We start from the raw sequence: 16,544 nt of genomic DNA on the forward strand, positions 1-16,544 counted from the left end.
GGCCTGTACAGCGGGTGCCTATAATAAGAAATGAACAAGGCACTATACTTAAATTTCAGTGCGGGGGGAAGTAAAATGAAAACAAAGGGCAAAAAAAGATTATCCGTTGTACTAGGCTCCATGCTGGCGGTTTCCTTAACGTTAAGCGCCTGTGGAAATTCCGGAAATTCAGAGAAGAATGGCGGTGCTGAAGCCAGTACGAATACCGGGAACACCAAGGTGGACAAGCAAGTCGCCATCAAATATTACAACTGGGACAATGAAGCCCAATCAGCAGGCACGGATGCCATGCTGCAGGAATTTATGGATCAGAACCCAAATATCAAGGTAGAGCATGTGACACTCGTTCCCGGTGATTCTGTGGAGATGCTGAAGAAACTCGACTTCCTGATTTCATCCGGCGAAGCGATTGACGTTGTTCAGGTACCAAGCCTTGGAGGCGTACTTGAACGGGCGACCCGGGGAGCACTTGCCCCGCTGAATGAATTCTATGAGAAGGATAACCTCGTTCCTGAGGATGAATATTATGTGAATGCTAAGGTAGACAACAACTATTATGGGATGCAATATACCAAGAGCAGCAACTATGTAATGCTGAACAAAGATGCACTGGATGAAGCTGGGCTGCCTGTACCTACTTTTGGCTGGACATGGGATGACTATCGCGACTATGCCAAAAAACTAACCAAAGGTGAAGGCGTAGACAAACGTTACGGCACATACTTCCACACCTGGGAGTTGTATATGAACGCTCCGGCCCAAACGATGATGAAAGATCCATTCGTGTATGATGACGGGACGACCATTTTCGCGGATCCAACCTATAAATACTTCTTCCAGCTGCGCAAAGATATGGAGTCTGCTGATAAATCTGCGAAAACTTATGCAGACGCTTTAGCGGCTAAGCTCAATTACCGCACGGAATTCTTTAATGAAGAAGCCGCTATGATTCTGGCTGGTAACTGGACGATTGCTGATCCGGGCAATACTGAGCAGTATCCGCATGATTTCAAGACAGCTTTTGCTCCGGTACCGGTGCCTCCGGCAGGATCGGAACCAAAAGAATACGAGGGCAAATACTTCACCAGCGGCAATATGCTGGCGATGGGCGCTACTTCGAAGAACAAAGAGGCGTCTTTCCAACTGATGAGATTTATGTCAACGGCTGTTAGTGATAACAGACTGGAATTCTCCGGTTATAAAAAAGCGGATAATGAAGCCTTGCTGACCAAACTGGTAGCTGGCAAAGAGGATATGTATGATATGGATTCACTCAAATATACACTCTTTGACAGTGCAATCCAGTTCCTTGATGGTGCGCAGGTGATGACGACGGCAACGTCCGAATTGACCAAAATAATCGATGACGGCTTCAGCAGATTTATGCTTGGAAATGAATCGATTGATAAGGTGCAGCAATGGATGGTTGATGAAGCAACAAAAATTATCAACGAAAAAGGTGTCATCAAATAAACAGGGAATAAGCAAGTATCACAAGTTGTGGACGGGGCTTTGGAAGGTCATCAACTGGCTTTCCAAAGCCTTATTTATATATTGGGCCTACACAAACATATGGGAGAGTGTAGAAATGATGGAAAGCAGATTTTCACAGAACAAGCCGGAAGAGCAACTGGCGCTGCCTTCTAGGGAACAGCTGGAGTGGCAGGACCTGGAGCTGGGGATGTTTTGCCATTTTGGCATCAATACGTTTTGCGATCAGGAGTGGGGAGAAGGCAATGATTCACCTGCGGTCTTCAATCCGCTTCATTTGGATGCCCACCAATGGGTTAGTACAGCCAAAGAAGCTGGATTCCGTTATTTTATACTGACAGCTAAACATCATGATGGCTTCTGCTTGTGGCCGACTGCGACAAGTACTTATTCTGTGGCTTCTAGCCCATGGAAAGAAGGGCGCGGCGATGTCGTCAAGGAATGCGCGGAGGCTTGCCGTGAACTTGGAGTTGGCTTCGGCATTTATTTGTCTCCGTGGGACAGACATGAGCCCTGTTATGCAGATCCGCAAGCGTACGATGATTTCTATGCCCTGCAATTGCAGGAATTGCTTACGGGCTATGGTCCGCTTACGGAAATTTGGTTCGACGGCGCAGGGTCGGAGGGCCGCAATTACGATTGGCAGCGGATTATGGATCTGATCAAGTGCCATCAGCCAGGCGCCATGGTGTTTAATATGGGGGCACCAACGATCCGCTGGGTTGGCAATGAGGATGGTGTTGCTCCTTATCCATGCTGGAACACTGCGAATTCTGCGCGGGGTAGCATGTTCAGTGAAGCTTCATTGAACTGGCTTCCCGGAACGCCGAGCTGGGTGCCTGCGGAATGCGATGTGCCCATCCGTAAAGACCGCTGGTTCTGGCATCCTGAGGAGGAGCATCTGCTGCTGTCTCTGGAGCAGCTAATGGATATTTATTATCGTTCGGTTGGACATGGGGCAACTTTGCTGCTCAATGTAGCCCCTGACAAACGCGGGCTGTTTCCGGAGGCTGATGTGCAGCGGCTGCTGGAATTCGGCAAGGAGATAAGACGCAGATTTGACAAGGCTCTGGCGGTAACCGCAGGTACAGGAGATATTGTTGAACTGGAATTGCCAGCAGCTACTGTGATTGATCATGTCGAGATTATGGAGGATATCGCTTACGGCGAAAGAGTAGAAGGATATATGCTGGAAGCGTACAGCAACGGAGCGTGGCTGGAGTTGAAGCGTGGCAGTTCGATTGGCCATAAGAAAATCGATGCCTTCCCTCCGGTTGTCGCAGAGAAAATCCGCTTACGGGTGTCAGAAGCTGCCGCAAGCCCCAAGATCAGACGGCTTGCCGTCTACCACTGCGGGGAATCGTTAGAATAAATATTAATAAAGGAGGTTGTCGATAATGAGCCTGCTCACCTGGAACGACGGACACTATTTGCTGGACGGACAGCCTTATCGTATCGTATCGGGAGCCATTCATTATTTTCGGGTTGTGCCTGAATATTGGAAAGACCGGCTGCTGAAATTGAAAGCCTGCGGATTCAATACCGTGGAGACCTACATCGCCTGGAATATACATGAACCTAAAGAAGGGGAGTTCGTATTTGATGGCATGGCCGATGTGGTATCTTTTATCGAGCTGGCTGGGGAGCTTGGGCTTCATGTTATTGTCAGACCGAGTCCATTCATCTGTGCGGAGTGGGAGTTCGGAGGCCTGCCGGGCTGGTTGCTAGCTTACGGGGAACTCCAGCTTCGCTGCTGTGACCCTCTTTATTTAAGCAAGGTAGACCGTTATTACGATGAGCTAATTCCTCTGCTGGTTCCGCTGCTCTCCACACATGGCGGACCAATTCTGGCCGTTCAGGTAGAAAATGAATATGGCAGCTATGGTAATGACAGTGGCTACCTGGGCTATATGCGTGATGGACTGGTCAGCAGAGGGATCGATGTGCTGCTCTTTACTTCCGACGGGCCAACCGATGAGATGTTGCTCGGCGGAACACTGGAGGATGTGCATGCGACAGTCAATTTCGGCTCCAGTACAGAGGAATCCTTCCGCAAATATCGGGAATACCGCTCTGAAGAGCCGCTTATGGTGATGGAATACTGGAACGGCTGGTTTGATCACTGGATGGAGGATCATCATGTACGTGATGCCGGGGATGTAGCAGGTGTTCTGGATGAGATCCTGACCCAGGGCTCCTCATTTAATATGTACATGTTCCATGGTGGAACTAATTTTGGTTTCTATAATGGTGCGAATCATATCGTCACCTACGAGCCGACGACTACAAGCTATGACTATGATGCCCCGCTCACGGAATGGGGAGATACGACGGCGAAATTTGAAGCTGTCCGGTCGGTACTCAGCAACCATGGATTTGCCCCGACTTGTCCATTCCCTGAGCCGATTCCGAAGATTTCTTACGGGAAAGTCGCTTTGACGGAAAGAGCGGAACTATTCACGGCTTCCAATCTGGAGAAGTTATCAGAGACGGTGAACAGCGTGTGTGTACAGCCGATGGAGAAGCTCGGACAATCCTATGGTTTTATATTGTACAGCACTTATGTGAAAGGGCCGCGCTCTAGACAGAAGCTTTACATCGAGGGCGTGCGCGATCGGGCGCAGGTCTTCCTGGATGGACAGGTGCTTGGGGTGATTGAGCGCTGGAATCCGCTGCCACTGGAACTTTCCATCCCCGCTGGGGGAGCACAGCTGGATATCCTCGTCGAGAACATGGGACGAATCAATTACGGGCCGCTCATTCGCGATCCGAAAGGGATTCTGGACGGGGTTCGGATTGATAACCAGCTGCAATATAACTGGACGATTCGTACTTTGCCGTTGGAACAGGAACAGCTGGCTTCACTAGCGTACAAGAAGCACCCGGTGGAGAAGCAGCAAGCTGCGACCCTTTCGGGTCTGCCCGGATTCTACCGGGGCAGCTTCGAGGCGGAGGAGATTGGCGATACCTTTCTACGATTCGATGGATGGAATAAAGGGGTCGCCTGGATTAACGGATTTAATCTGGGCCGTTACTGGAACGTTGGACCGCAGCGGGCGCTATATATCCCTGGTCCACTCTTGCGCAAGGGGAGCAATGAGCTGGTTCTTTTGGAGCTGCATGGTTGTGCGGAGACTTGCGAGATTGAGCTTGTGAACCTTCCTGATCTGGGAAGAACTTCGGCCGTCGATGACGCCGTGTTGAATTTTGTGCAGGATGATAACTTGTAGATGCCTTTAGCTTTAACCAATTCTAAGATTGGGGTGAACAAATGCGTAAACCAAGTCTATTTTTAGTATTAGTTCTCATTGTTGATCTTTTTTCTTCCTGTGGGGGAGTTCTTTATCCCTCGCATAGCAGGGCATCTGCGGCTGCATCAAATCTTATGCTTAACGGAAGCTTTGAGAATACAACGACAGCCCTTGACTCAACCTGGACAGGGGTTACAGACGCTGCTCCGGTGGGCTGGAGCTTATGGGTCCCTACAGGTAGCGGGAAAGGCACGAATAAAACAGCGAATATCAAGATAGACGCTGGCACTGCGCATGAAGGAACCCGGTCCATGCTGTTCGATGCCTTTGCCACAAGCAGGATTTCCATCAATCAGGGGGTAACTTCGGTTATCCCCGGTAAATCCTACAGACTTAAAGTCTGGTTAAAGACGGACAACGTCACTGGACAGGGAGCCTACTTTAGAACACAGTATTACAATACTGCCAAAGTGGGAGATGGACCTTCCTCTCCCAAAATAACAGGCACACAGGACTGGAGTTTGCAGCAAGTACTTCTAACTATGCCGGCTAACGCGACGAAGCTAGTCATCGAGCCTTTTTTGGAGACTGGAAAAGGAAAGCTATGGATAGATGATATCGCTTTGGAGGAATATGCGGGTCTTACAGGAATTGCGCTAGACCGTACGGCCTTTTCTATGGTCAAAGGGGACACGGTTGCACTTCTGCCGACTTTATCCCCTATAACGGCGGTGGATAAAACGGTAGTGTGGACTTCGAGCAATCCAGAAGCTGCGACTGTGGACGCACTTGGTAATGTAATGGGTACGGGGATCGGTTCTTCGACCATCAAGATCGCCACACCGGATGGTAGCCTTGCAGCCGAATGTCTGGTTACTGTCGAAGCTCCCGACACGATACAGGCCTACAATAAACTGAGGCTGAAATGGTACGACCGATTAAGTGGTGGTCAATACGATGGGAGTGATCCTGATATAGCTGCTAGTATTAGCGCTCAGGCTGCATCGGCTGCTGTACTTTGGGAGAGTATGGATAAATCCTCCGGCCGCACCTCCTTGTGGAGTGATACCGCGAGCACTACAGATTCGCAGTTTATTACAAGCGCTTACAATCGCTTGAAGACTATGGCATTGGCCTATTCTGTGGAGGGATCGGAGCTTTACGGCAACAGCGTTTTGGTGAATGATATTGTAAGCGCAATCAATTGGATGTATACAAACCGCTATAATCCGAGCAAAAGCGCTTATGGGAACTGGTGGGACTGGGAGATTGGCACGCCGCAGATTGTGAATGATCTTATGGTGCTCATGTATGACCATCTAACACCGCAGCAAATCAATCAGTATCTTGCGGCTATTGATGCCTTCTGTCCAGACCCCAAAGTAGGGTCGGTGCTTGGCGTTAAAGGCACGAAGATGACGGGAGCAAATCTACTAGATAAAGCACTTGTGGTCACGGTAAGAGGTGTGATTGGCAACAACAGTGCAAAGATCATTCAGGGCCGTGATTCCATTGGCTCCGAGTATGTGTACACGACCCATGGTGACGGTGTGTATAAGGATGGTTCCCTCGTTCAGCATAATAATATTGCCTATACGGGAGGATATGGTTCGGTCTGGCTCAAAGGGACGGCGGACATGTCTTATCTGCTGACCGATTCTCCATGGCCAATAACGGACCCGAATGTTCTGAATATTTACGAATGGGTGGCTCAGACTTACGAGCCGGTGATCTACAACGGTCAATTTATGGATTCGGTAAATGGCAGAGGTATATCTAGAAAAGGAAGCGGCAGCGCAAGAGGGTTGATTGTCACCTTGCTGCGGATGGCTGAAACTGCTCCGGAGAATATTGCAGTATCCATAAAGCAAGCGGCGAAGGAATGGATTTCAGCGAATATGACATCCGGCAATTATTATGAAGGGTTGTCGCTTGCCGATATAACGATTGTGAAAAAGCTGATGAATGACGGAAAGATCAATCCAAGAGGAGCTCTCATTAAGAATCAGGTATTCGCCGGCATGGACCGGGTGGTTCATCTACGCGAAGGTTACGGCTTCGGCTTGAGTCTGTTCTCGAATCGCATCTCGGCGTTTGAGAAAGGGAACAACGAGAACCTGAAAGGATGGTATACGGGGATTGGGATGACCTATTTATACAATCAGGATCTGACCCAATACCGGAATGACTTCTGGCCTACCGTCAATTCCTACCGCTTGTCTGGCACGACAACGGATGGATCGGGGCAGGGGATGGTGCCTGTGGAATGGAAAAGTTACATGAATCCGAAAACCTGGGTGGGTGGATCGTCGCTGGAAGGCCTATACGGTGCAGCAGGTATGGATTTCTCACTCTCCCAAGTGACCGGTAGCGATTTGCAAGGCAAGAAATCCTGGTTTATGTTCGATGATGAGATTGTGGCTCTTGGTTCGGGAATTTCTAAATCAACTGCCGGCCCGCAGTCTGTTGAGACGATTATCGATAACCGGATGCTTAACGAAGTGGGAAACAACAAACTTCTAATCAACGGAGCTGTAGAACCGTCACAGTCCGGATGGTCAGCGACGTTAAAGAACGTTCAATGGGCCCATCTGGAGGGTAATGTGCCAGGTGCCGACGTGGGCTACTATTTCCCTGAAGCTCCAAGTATACTGGCGCAACGTGAAGCCAGAACCGGCAGTTGGAAAGAGATTAATGCCACTCAATCCGATGTTCCCATTACACGCAACTATTTAAGCCTGGCAGTTGAGCATGGAGATACGCCTACGAATGGCTCATACTCCTATGTTCTGTTGCCTAATCGTGACATTTCAGGTACTGAGGATTACAGTGGCAACCCGGATATCGAAGTGCTGCGCAATACAGAGGATGTGCATGCGGTCAGAGAGAAGAAGCTGGGCATAACCGCCGCTAATTTCTGGAATCCAGGAACAGTAGATTCCATCAAGGCACTCAATCCAGCTTCCGTGATGATTCGGCAGATCGATCAGGAGCTTGTCGTTTCGGTGTCTGATCCTACTCAGTCGCAAAACCTATTGTCCCTGGAACTGGATATACCGGGGTTGACACTGCTCAGCAAAGATAGCAAGACGGATGTAGTGCAAGCTTCGGGAAATACAGTTATAACGGTGGATGTGAAGAATTCTATAGGGGCAACGCATGTATTGAAATTTAATATTACTGAAGGAGAGACTCCAAAAGACGAATATGACGAGCTTCGTGGAAGATGGGTGGAGTATTTGACCGGAGGGCAATCCTTCGACCCGAATAACCCGGACATTGCCAAGTCTATAAAGACTTTATCCGATAAGATCAGTAATCAGGAGCGAACTGGATTCTGGGATACGATGAACAAGCAAATGAACCGTACTTATTTATGGAGCGATAAGCCGGGCAGCACAGCGGATGCTTTTGATACGGCAGCCTCTTATAACCGGTTGAAGGATATGGCTATTGCCTTTTCGACATCCGGCTCACCATTGTACGAGAATATGCAGTTGAAATCAGATATTATGGATGGTTTAGATTTCTTATACGACAATTGGTATAACGAAACTAAACTGGAGAAAGGCAATTGGTTCGAATGGGAGATCGGCATTCCGCTTGCATTGGGAGATACGATGGCCTTAATGTTCGAGTATTTGTCAGCCGATCAGATTACCAAATATACCAAAGCCATTGATAAATTCTGCCCGGACCCAACCAAACGGACCAATCAACCCTCGTTGATGGAAACCGGCGCGAATCGGCTGGATAAAGCACTGGCAGTGGTCTTGAGGGGCATTCATAATCGTGACAGCGCGAAGATCAAACAAGGGCGGGATGCAGTTAGCCAAGTATTACCCTATGTGACCCGCGGAGACGGATTTTATGAGGACGGCTCCTTTATCCAGCATAATAATATTGCTTATACCGGCAGTTATGGGGCTGTATTGCTTGGCGATATGATGAAAATGATGACTTTGCTGACAGGGTCCTCTTGGCCGCTGACTGATACCAATATGAAGAATGTATACAACTGGGTAACGGATTCTTATGAACCTCTTGTCTACAGAAAATTAATGATGGATATGGTGTTCGGTAGATCGATAGCCCGGGGAAACCGGCAGCTCGTGCCTTGGTCGCATATTTTGCGGCTGGCTTCTTCCGCGCCACCGGAGCAAGCGGCCCGATTTAAATCGATGGTGAAGTATTGGTTCGAAGCCGATACGGTAGTAGAAAGTTATTACGACGGTCTAAGAGTAGCCGATATTGTTCTGCTCCAGACGCTTATGGACGATCCAGAGGTGCAGCCATCAGGAGACCTTACTGTGCATAAGCAGTTTTCGGCTATGGACCGGATTGTCCACCATCGGCCTGGATATGCCTTTGGGATCAGCATGTCTTCGGCCCGAATTGCCAACTATGAAGCGGGCACAGAGAATCTGAAGGGCTGGTATACAGGCGAAGGCATGACCTATCTGTATAATCAGGATCTGGATCAATATGCAGATGCATTCTGGCCGACCGTGAACGCTTATCGTCTGCCTGGGGTTACATCGGATGGGGCAAGTCGCGGTGCAGCCAAGACTACATCTAAAACATGGGTGGGAGGATCATCCATAGACGGGCTTTATGGAGCGGCCGGCATGGATCTGGATCCAGATAACAGCACATTGTCCGGTAAAAAGTCCTGGTTCATGTTCGATGATGAAATCGTAGCACTTGGGGCAGGCATTACAAGCACGGATAACCGCAAGGTGGAGACCATCGTAGATAACCGTAAGCTCAAGGCGAGCGGAGACAATGTACTTACGGTCAACGGAGAGGCCAAGCCATCCGCGCTGGGTTGGTCTGAGTCAATGAATCAGGTGCATTGGGCACATCTGGAAGGCAATGTTCCCGGCTCGGGAATCGGTTATTATTTCCCTGATGCCCCAACGATAGACGGTCTGCGTGAGTCTCGGACTGGCGCATGGAAGGATATTAATCAAGGGGGATCAACGGAGCCGATTACGAGAAATTATGCCAGCCTGTCGATTGCTCAGGGAACGAATCCGGTGAATCAATCGTATTCGTATGTGCTTCTGCCGAATCAGGATGAAACGGCGACAGCGCGCTACAGCAGTAGTCCTGACATCGAAATTATAGCCAACACGGATAGTGTGCAAGCCGTCAAGGAACAGAAGCTGGGACTTACGGCTATGAACTTCTGGGTACCGGGAATGATCGAATCCGTGCGCGCCAATCATCCAGCCTCCATTATTATCAAGGAGTCTGGAGATGAACTGACGATAGCCATTTCGGATCCGACACAGTCTCAATCTGTGGTGAATGTGGATGTCGGCAGAACCGCGCTGGAAGAGCTGATGAAAGATCCAACCGTAACGGTACTGCAGACCTCACCGAGGATTGAACTCGCAATTCATACCAGCGGGTCCAAAGGAAAAAGCCATGTTGTCAAGTTCAGAATTGATCCGAATGCCGAGCCTTCTGAGCCTTCCGATTCGGAACCAGACGAAGCGGCAATAACGAAGCTGTATGTTTCTGAAGATGCGTATGTCAATGGAGGATCGAAAGCTGCAGTCAATTATAGTTCGGTCAATTACTTGCAGATCAGAAATGGCAGCGGGGACACAGACAGAAGGGTTTATCTAAAATTCGATCTGAGTCCATTTCTCGGTGAAGTTGGTTCTGTGAAGCTGAATGTGTTCGGAAAGACAAATGACGGGGCAGGCACTTTGTCCGATATCGGTGTATTTGGAGTCCAAGATGATGATTGGACGGAGGCAACGCTAAATTACAATAATGCTCCAAAAATCGGTACTCAAGCTGCGCTGCAGACTTTTTCCGGACCGGAGCAGTGGCGGCAGTTCGATATTACCTCATGGGTTGGCACGGAGTTCCCTTCCGATCCGGTGATAAGTCTGGCTCTTAGGCAGGTAGGCTATAATCTCGCCACAGACATAAGAAGCCGTAAGAATGAGAATGGCAAATATACCGCGTATCTGGAAATTTTGCCGAAAGATACAACACCTCCAGTCACGAAGGCTACCATACTTGGAGAAACAGGAGAAGGGGGCGCATATAAGGGCAAAGTCAATATCACTTTTGATGTCACCGACCAATCCAATGGGGGAGCTGTCGGCTGGGGAGTCAAGCGGACAGAATACCGGCTCAATGGTGGTTCATGGAGTACGGTTACTCAGAGCGTATATATCGAGAACCCCGGAACCTTCGGGATCGATTATCGTTCGGTGGATAAGGCTGGAAATGTAGAGCCTTTCCGACAGCTTCAGGTGACAGTCATGGAGCCTACAGAAAGAGTCTCAACGGCAATTAGCGGCCCGGAAAGCCTGGCTGTCGGGGAGACCGGAACGGCGGTTACTTCGGTAGTGTACAGCGATGGCAGCCGTTATATAGTAACCGAAGGTATAGTCTATGAGAGCAGCGATCCTAACGTCGCAAGTATAGGCAAAGATGGCCATATTGAAGCTAAAGGACCGGGCGTTTCGGTTATTTCATCCGTATATGACAACATGACCGCTTCCTATTTATTAAAGGTGTATGGACAACTGCCGGAGCTCGTCTCTATTTCGTTAAGCGGTCCGACATCCTTGGAAATAGGGCAGAGCGGTAAGGTGGTCACAACGGCGGTATATAGTGATGATAGCCACCTTACGGTAACCGAGGGTGTGATCTACGAGAGCAGTAACAGGAAGGTAGCCACAGTAACGACAACGGGGCAGCTGCAAGCACTTGATCCGGGCATGACTGTGATTACTGCAAGTTACGGAGGACGGCAGAGCAGTCTGAGGCTTCAGATTCTACAAGCGGAAGAGACTACTTCAACTGTTCCGAGTCCGCAACCACAAGTGCCTTCCGTACCGGAGGTAACGGCAGGGCGGCTGCAACTAAACGCAGCTTCGTTGAACGATCTTTCGGAAGCCATTGTCTACGAGGGTAAATTGAGAATGCTAGTATTGCCGGGGATGGCAGCAGACATGCTCAAACAGAAGCCGCTTCGGGTAGAGGCTTCTAACTTTAATCTGACCCTTCCGGCAGCGGTGCTTCAACAATTGCGGGGTTTGATTCCTGCGGAGCAATTGGCCGGCAGCCAGATCTTTCTGGAGGCTTCTGAGGTGAATGGGGAAGCGGCGCAGAGAATACTAGCTAGCGCAGAGAAGAAATCTGGTGCAGTGCTAAACCAGGCAGGAGAGTTCCTTCTCTTTACCCTGTATATTGTTGCTGGTGACGGTACAAGAAGCATACTTCCCCAATTTGTTGAGCCCGTTACATTAGAGCTTAACGCCTACCCTGAGGCCAAAAGGAATTTGCTCGGCGGCTATTATTTTCCGGATTCCGGAAATATAGAGTATGCGGGCGGTTCCTGGCTGAAGGGCAAGGTGGCTCTGCGCACCGAACACTTAGGCACATATGCCGTGCTGGAATACAACAAATCGTATGACGATGTTCCTTCTGGACATTGGGCGGCGGCGGTTGTACAAGAGCTAACGGCCAAACATCTGATTCAAGGAGTCGGACTTCGGAATTTCGAGCCGAACCGCTCTGTGACCCGTGCAGAATTTACAGCTATGCTGATCCGCTTGCTAGGACTTGAAGGGAAATCATCTACAGCATTTGCGGATGTATCTGCGGATGAGTGGTATGCGGAGGAAGTGGCGCAGGCAGTAGAGGCGGGGATAGTCCATGGGGTGAGTGAGACTCGCTTCGCTCCAGAAGCCCCTATTTCCCGCCAAGAGATGGCGGTCATGGTGATGCGAGCCTACGAATATGTCAGCGGGAAAAAGGTGGAACCGAAGCCTGTAATCCAATTCGGTGACTTGCGTGCGGCTGCCTCATGGGCCCGTGAATCGATCATTGCTGCCCAAGCCCTTGGACTTATCCAGGGTCGAAGTGACCAGCAATTCGCTCCGGGAGGCTCAGCAACTCGAGCTGAGAGTGCAATGGTTCTATACAATCTTTTAGCAATTAAGACTGAAAAGTAAGAATTTGAAGCCAGGGCTTTGGGTAGGTTCAGTAGAACCATTCCAGAGCCCTTTTGGCGTTTAGAGAAATCGGCAGATTTGGATGGGCAGAGCTTTCGTTGAGGTTTCATTTCTACTCGGTTTGTGAATAATGGAGGATTGAATAGGAAGGGAGCATTAGAGATGCAGGTGTATATGGACATTGTGCTTAGGGCCTTTGTTGCTATGATCATGCTTTTGCTGATCGCCAAAATATTGGGAAAACAAACGTTATCTAACTTGACCTTCCACGATTTCGTGACGGGTATTATATTGGGCTCAATAGCCGCGAACTTGGCGTTTAATAAACAGCTACATTCTTCCTACATGATCCTGGCGCTTATAGTCGTTACCGTTACATCTTTTTTACTATCTATCATCGCTTTAAAAAGTCGTAAAATGAGAAGCTGGATTTCAGGTTCACCCACTGTACTTATTGAGGATGGGAAAATTCTTGAGCAAAATATGAAAAAGGTAAGGTATTCGTTGGATTCTTTGGATCAGGCCTTGAGAGAAAAGGAAATTTTTAATCTAGAGGTAGTAGAATACGCTGTGCTGGAAGATAACGGAATGGTGTCTGTATTAAAGAAACAAGAGTACCAATATGTTACCCGAAAAGATCTAAAGCTGTTGTCCGTTCCTCAGAGCTTTCCCGTTGAATTGATTATGGATGGAATAGTGCTTGCAGATAATCTTAAGGATAATGGCCTGACCCAAGAGTGGCTGGAGAACGAGTTAAGACGTAAGGGAAAACAAATTTCTGATGTGTTTTACGGGGTAAGAGGAACGCAGCAGCAGCTGATTTTTGACTATTATGAAGACGGGATAAAGAAACCTATTGATAAAGAATAGCTTTTGTTCATATTGGAGATTGACGGATACCTAAGCAGCGTCTTATAATGTTTATATAATTATTAATTAGTTAATAAAAATATAAACGTTGAGAGGCGGTATTTAACCATGGCAGAACGTGCGATCCTTAATACTGACATTCGCAAAGGGACGATTAACAGAAATATTTACGGACATTTTTCTGAGCATCTTGGCCGTTGCATTTATGAAGGGATTTGGGTTGGAGAAGATTCAACTATTCCTAACACCAACGGTATTCGTAATGATGTTGTGAAAGCGCTTAAGGAAATTAAAATTCCTGTACTACGCTGGCCAGGTGGCTGTTTCGCGGATGAATATCACTGGAAAGATGGTATCGGAGCCCGTGAAGGTCGTAAACGTATGATTAACACTCACTGGGGCGGAACGGTTGAGAACAACCATTTTGGTACGCATGAATTCATGGAATTATGTGAGATGCTGGAATGTGAGCCTTACATTAACGGTAATGTGGGCAGTGGTACCGTTCAAGAGATGTCCGAATGGGTGGAGTATTTAACCTTTGGAGGCGTATCTCCAATGTCCGAGCTTCGCCAGCAGAATGGTCATCAAGAGCCTTGGGCTGTGACTTATTTTGGCGTGGGGAATGAGAACTGGGGCTGCGGCGGGAATATGCGTCCAGAATATTATGCAGATCTTTATCGCCAATATCAGACGTATGTACGAAATTACGGGGACAATCGTATTCACCGGATTGCTTGTGGTCCTAACGTGGATGATTATCACTGGATGGAGGTTCTGATGCGTGAGGCAACACGCTTTATGGACTCGATTACCCTGCATTATTATACAATTCCTGGTCCAGCATGGGAGAATAAAGGTGCAGCTACAGGCTTTGAAACGAGTGAATGGTTTAGTACATTAGAGAAAGCCCTTCGCATGGATGAGCTGATCACCAGACATGGCGTTATTATGGATAAATATGATCCGGATAAAAGAGTAGGTCTTATCGTAGATGAGTGGGGAACTTGGTATGATGTAGAGCCGGGGACGAATCCAGGATTCCTGTATCAACAAAATTCAATTCGGGATGCTCTTGTAGCAGGCGTGACCTTGAATATTTTCCATAAACATAGTGACCGGGTACGGATGGCAAATATTGCGCAGACGATTAACGTACTTCAGGCAGTTATATTGACCGAAGGGGAAAAGATGGTGCTGACCCCAACGTATCATGTATTCAATATGTTTAAAGTCCATCAGGATGCGGAGTTGCTGGATTTAGCACTGGAAAGTGGCACTTACAGCTTTGAAGGCCGTGAGATTCCTGAAGTATCTGCTTCGGCTTCCGTAACTGCTTCTGGAATCATCCATGTCAGTCTTTGCAACTTGAACCATGCTGCTTCTGCTGCTGTTCCACTTGAGCTTCGTGGTCTTTCCGGGAAGAAGGTTGAAGTGACAGGCACAACACTTGCCGGTGATAAAATTGATGCTCACAATACCTTCAGCCAACCGGAGGCGGTAGTGCCGCAAGCCTTCACTGCCTTCACTCTGGAGGGCGATCTTCTTAATGTTGAACTGCCTCCAATGTCAGTAACTGTGCTGGAGATTACGCCGAAGGCTTAAGGTGGTGTTACCATGTCAACAACATCAACATGCAAGGGATGCAGAGAGGATTATAAAGTTACGCCAACGCAGATTAATCGTATCTTGTCTTCTTCCATGTTTAAGCCAGAGTTTTGTGTTCCAGATGAAGTTTACGCTGAACGGGTTGCCCTTTGTGGGACTTGCCCTAAGCTGCACGAAGGGGTAACTTGCGTCGCTTGCGGCTGCATCATCCCCGTAGTAGCCAAGCTTAAGGAACGTAGTTGTCCATTGCCGGGGGGTGGCTTGTGGGGTCCCTTTATCGAAAAGAATTAAGCTAAAATAAGAGCCGCATTCGACTCTCCAATGGGAGGTGAATGCGGCTTTATTCTTGGTTATCCGTATAGAACAACTCAACGATTAGATCTTCATTATAATTTCCAAAACCTTTGCCAAAAAGAGTAATCCCGCCAATATGCTCGGCATCTTCATCTACGGAAAGCTTGAAAGACCACTGTTTGTCACGGATATTCACTTGATCAAGGGTAACTTCTGAGAGCTTCAAACCATCCATAAATGTACCTTTCGCTGTAATACGCAGCTGCTTGAGCAAGCCGTATTGGTTCGTGAGTGCTGGCCACCAGGCCGGTGTATATTTACCACGGCTATCCCCGTAGTCACCGGGACTTGTCCAGAATCCAAGCTTCACTCCGTTCAGAGTGAATGTGATATCCGAAGGCCAATTATTATTAATGGAAGGTGCTTCGGAAGCAATTTCCATGGTTATAATCAGTTCCTCAGGATGCTGGCTGGAGAGGAGGAAATTAGGGATTTTATATTCGATAAATCCTTTGCCGAACCAAAGAATCCCCGCATTCATACGCTCAAGATCCCAGAAATAGCGGGGATCATCAAAACTGCCGATCACTTTCTCAGTAGTTGCAAGACCACAGGTTGGCTCGATCAGGAAGTCGGAGTAATGTCCAACCGGAATTTCCTTGCGATAACTTTTGCGCTCATTGATCTGTCTGCCTGGGAAGGTGATTTCTGCTCCTTCAGCAGCTAGAGTACAGATCTTTTGCAGACCACTTCGACCAGGTGCCATATGCGTCTGGATCAGTCCAGCAGCTTCCAGCTTACGCACATGCATAGTCATAATGGCGCTGCTCAAATTTACTGCTGCGGCCAATTCCTTAACATTCATAGGATTTTCGGCAAGCAAACGCAACATATGCAGGCGTACTGAGCTGGCTAAAGCTTCATAGACGGGAAGGGATTCTTCCGACAGGTCAAGTTTCATAAATGGCCTCCAATTAAAATTTATGGGCTAATCGCCGATGATTAAGAAATTTATTAATAACAATATAAAAATCGACGTTTA

8 protein-coding genes are annotated in these 16,544 nt (G+C 48.3%); 7 read left to right on the forward strand and 1 reads right to left on the reverse strand.

All coding sequences use genetic code 11. The features are described from left to right. The first annotated feature begins 75 nt into the window (after window positions 1-75). The 7 genes from MHH89_RS29795 to MHH89_RS29825 all read left to right on the forward strand — a co-directional run bounded on the left by MHH89_RS29795 (window position 76) and on the right by MHH89_RS29825 (window position 15,499). The gene (locus MHH89_RS29795) at window positions 76-1,473 is read left to right on the forward strand and encodes an ABC transporter substrate-binding protein (RefSeq protein WP_076192894.1); all 1,398 of its coding nucleotides are present in this window, start codon (window positions 76-78) and stop codon (window positions 1,471-1,473) included. Between the two features lie 115 nt (window positions 1,474-1,588). Beyond that, window positions 1,589-2,863, forward strand: a complete 1,275-nt coding sequence (locus MHH89_RS29800) for an alpha-L-fucosidase (RefSeq protein WP_254848818.1) — start codon at window positions 1,589-1,591, stop codon at window positions 2,861-2,863. Between the two features lie 25 nt (window positions 2,864-2,888). After that, entirely contained in the window at window positions 2,889-4,721 is a 1,833-nt protein-coding gene (locus MHH89_RS29805) for a glycoside hydrolase family 35 protein (protein ID WP_076279770.1), read from the forward strand. A gap of 41 nt (window positions 4,722-4,762) precedes the next feature. Continuing rightward, window positions 4,763-12,730, forward strand: coding sequence for a polysaccharide lyase family 8 super-sandwich domain-containing protein (locus tag MHH89_RS29810; RefSeq protein ID WP_341088723.1), 7,968 nt, complete (start codon window positions 4,763-4,765; stop codon window positions 12,728-12,730). 162 nt (window positions 12,731-12,892) lie between these two features. Further along, window positions 12,893-13,600, forward strand: coding sequence for a DUF421 domain-containing protein (locus MHH89_RS29815; RefSeq protein ID WP_076184726.1), 708 nt, complete (start codon window positions 12,893-12,895; stop codon window positions 13,598-13,600). Window positions 13,601-13,708: 108 nt separating this feature from the next. Next, complete coding sequence (locus MHH89_RS29820) at window positions 13,709-15,205, forward strand: alpha-N-arabinofuranosidase (protein ID WP_076104908.1); 1,497 nt, start codon at window positions 13,709-13,711, stop codon at window positions 15,203-15,205. Between the two features lie 12 nt (window positions 15,206-15,217). Beyond that, window positions 15,218-15,499, forward strand: a complete 282-nt coding sequence (locus tag MHH89_RS29825; RefSeq protein WP_076100542.1) for a DUF6171 family protein — start codon at window positions 15,218-15,220, stop codon at window positions 15,497-15,499. Between the two features lie 49 nt (window positions 15,500-15,548). Here the strand turns inward: MHH89_RS29825 and MHH89_RS29830 are convergent, their stop codons facing one another. Further along, a complete protein-coding gene (locus MHH89_RS29830) occupies window positions 15,549-16,463 on the reverse strand; it encodes an ArsR/SmtB family transcription factor (RefSeq protein WP_076100540.1) in 915 nt (304 codons plus the stop codon). Window positions 16,464-16,544: the final 81 nt, after the last annotated feature.

The sequence above is a fragment of the Paenibacillus sp. FSL H7-0323 genome (assembly GCF_038002725.1).
In the GTDB taxonomy this organism is placed as follows: domain Bacteria; phylum Bacillota; class Bacilli; order Paenibacillales; family Paenibacillaceae; genus Paenibacillus_AQ; species Paenibacillus_AQ odorifer.

Excerpts from the sequence above, each read along its gene's own strand:
- MHH89_RS29825 (WP_076100542.1), top strand. The coding sequence starts at position 15,218 with ATGTCAACAACATCAACATGCAAGGGATGCAGAGAGGATTATAAAGTT.
- MHH89_RS29795 (WP_076192894.1), top strand. The coding sequence starts at position 76 with ATGAAAACAAAGGGCAAAAAAAGATTATCCGTTGTACTAGGCTCCATG.
- MHH89_RS29830 (WP_076100540.1), bottom strand. The coding sequence starts at position 16,463 with ATGAAACTTGACCTGTCGGAAGAATCCCTTCCCGTCTATGAAGCTTTA.
- MHH89_RS29800 (WP_254848818.1), top strand. The coding sequence starts at position 1,589 with ATGATGGAAAGCAGATTTTCACAGAACAAGCCGGAAGAGCAACTGGCG.
- MHH89_RS29820 (WP_076104908.1), top strand. The coding sequence starts at position 13,709 with ATGGCAGAACGTGCGATCCTTAATACTGACATTCGCAAAGGGACGATT.
- MHH89_RS29815 (WP_076184726.1), top strand. The coding sequence starts at position 12,893 with ATGCAGGTGTATATGGACATTGTGCTTAGGGCCTTTGTTGCTATGATC.
- MHH89_RS29810 (WP_341088723.1), top strand. The coding sequence starts at position 4,763 with ATGCGTAAACCAAGTCTATTTTTAGTATTAGTTCTCATTGTTGATCTT.
- MHH89_RS29805 (WP_076279770.1), top strand. The coding sequence starts at position 2,889 with ATGAGCCTGCTCACCTGGAACGACGGACACTATTTGCTGGACGGACAG.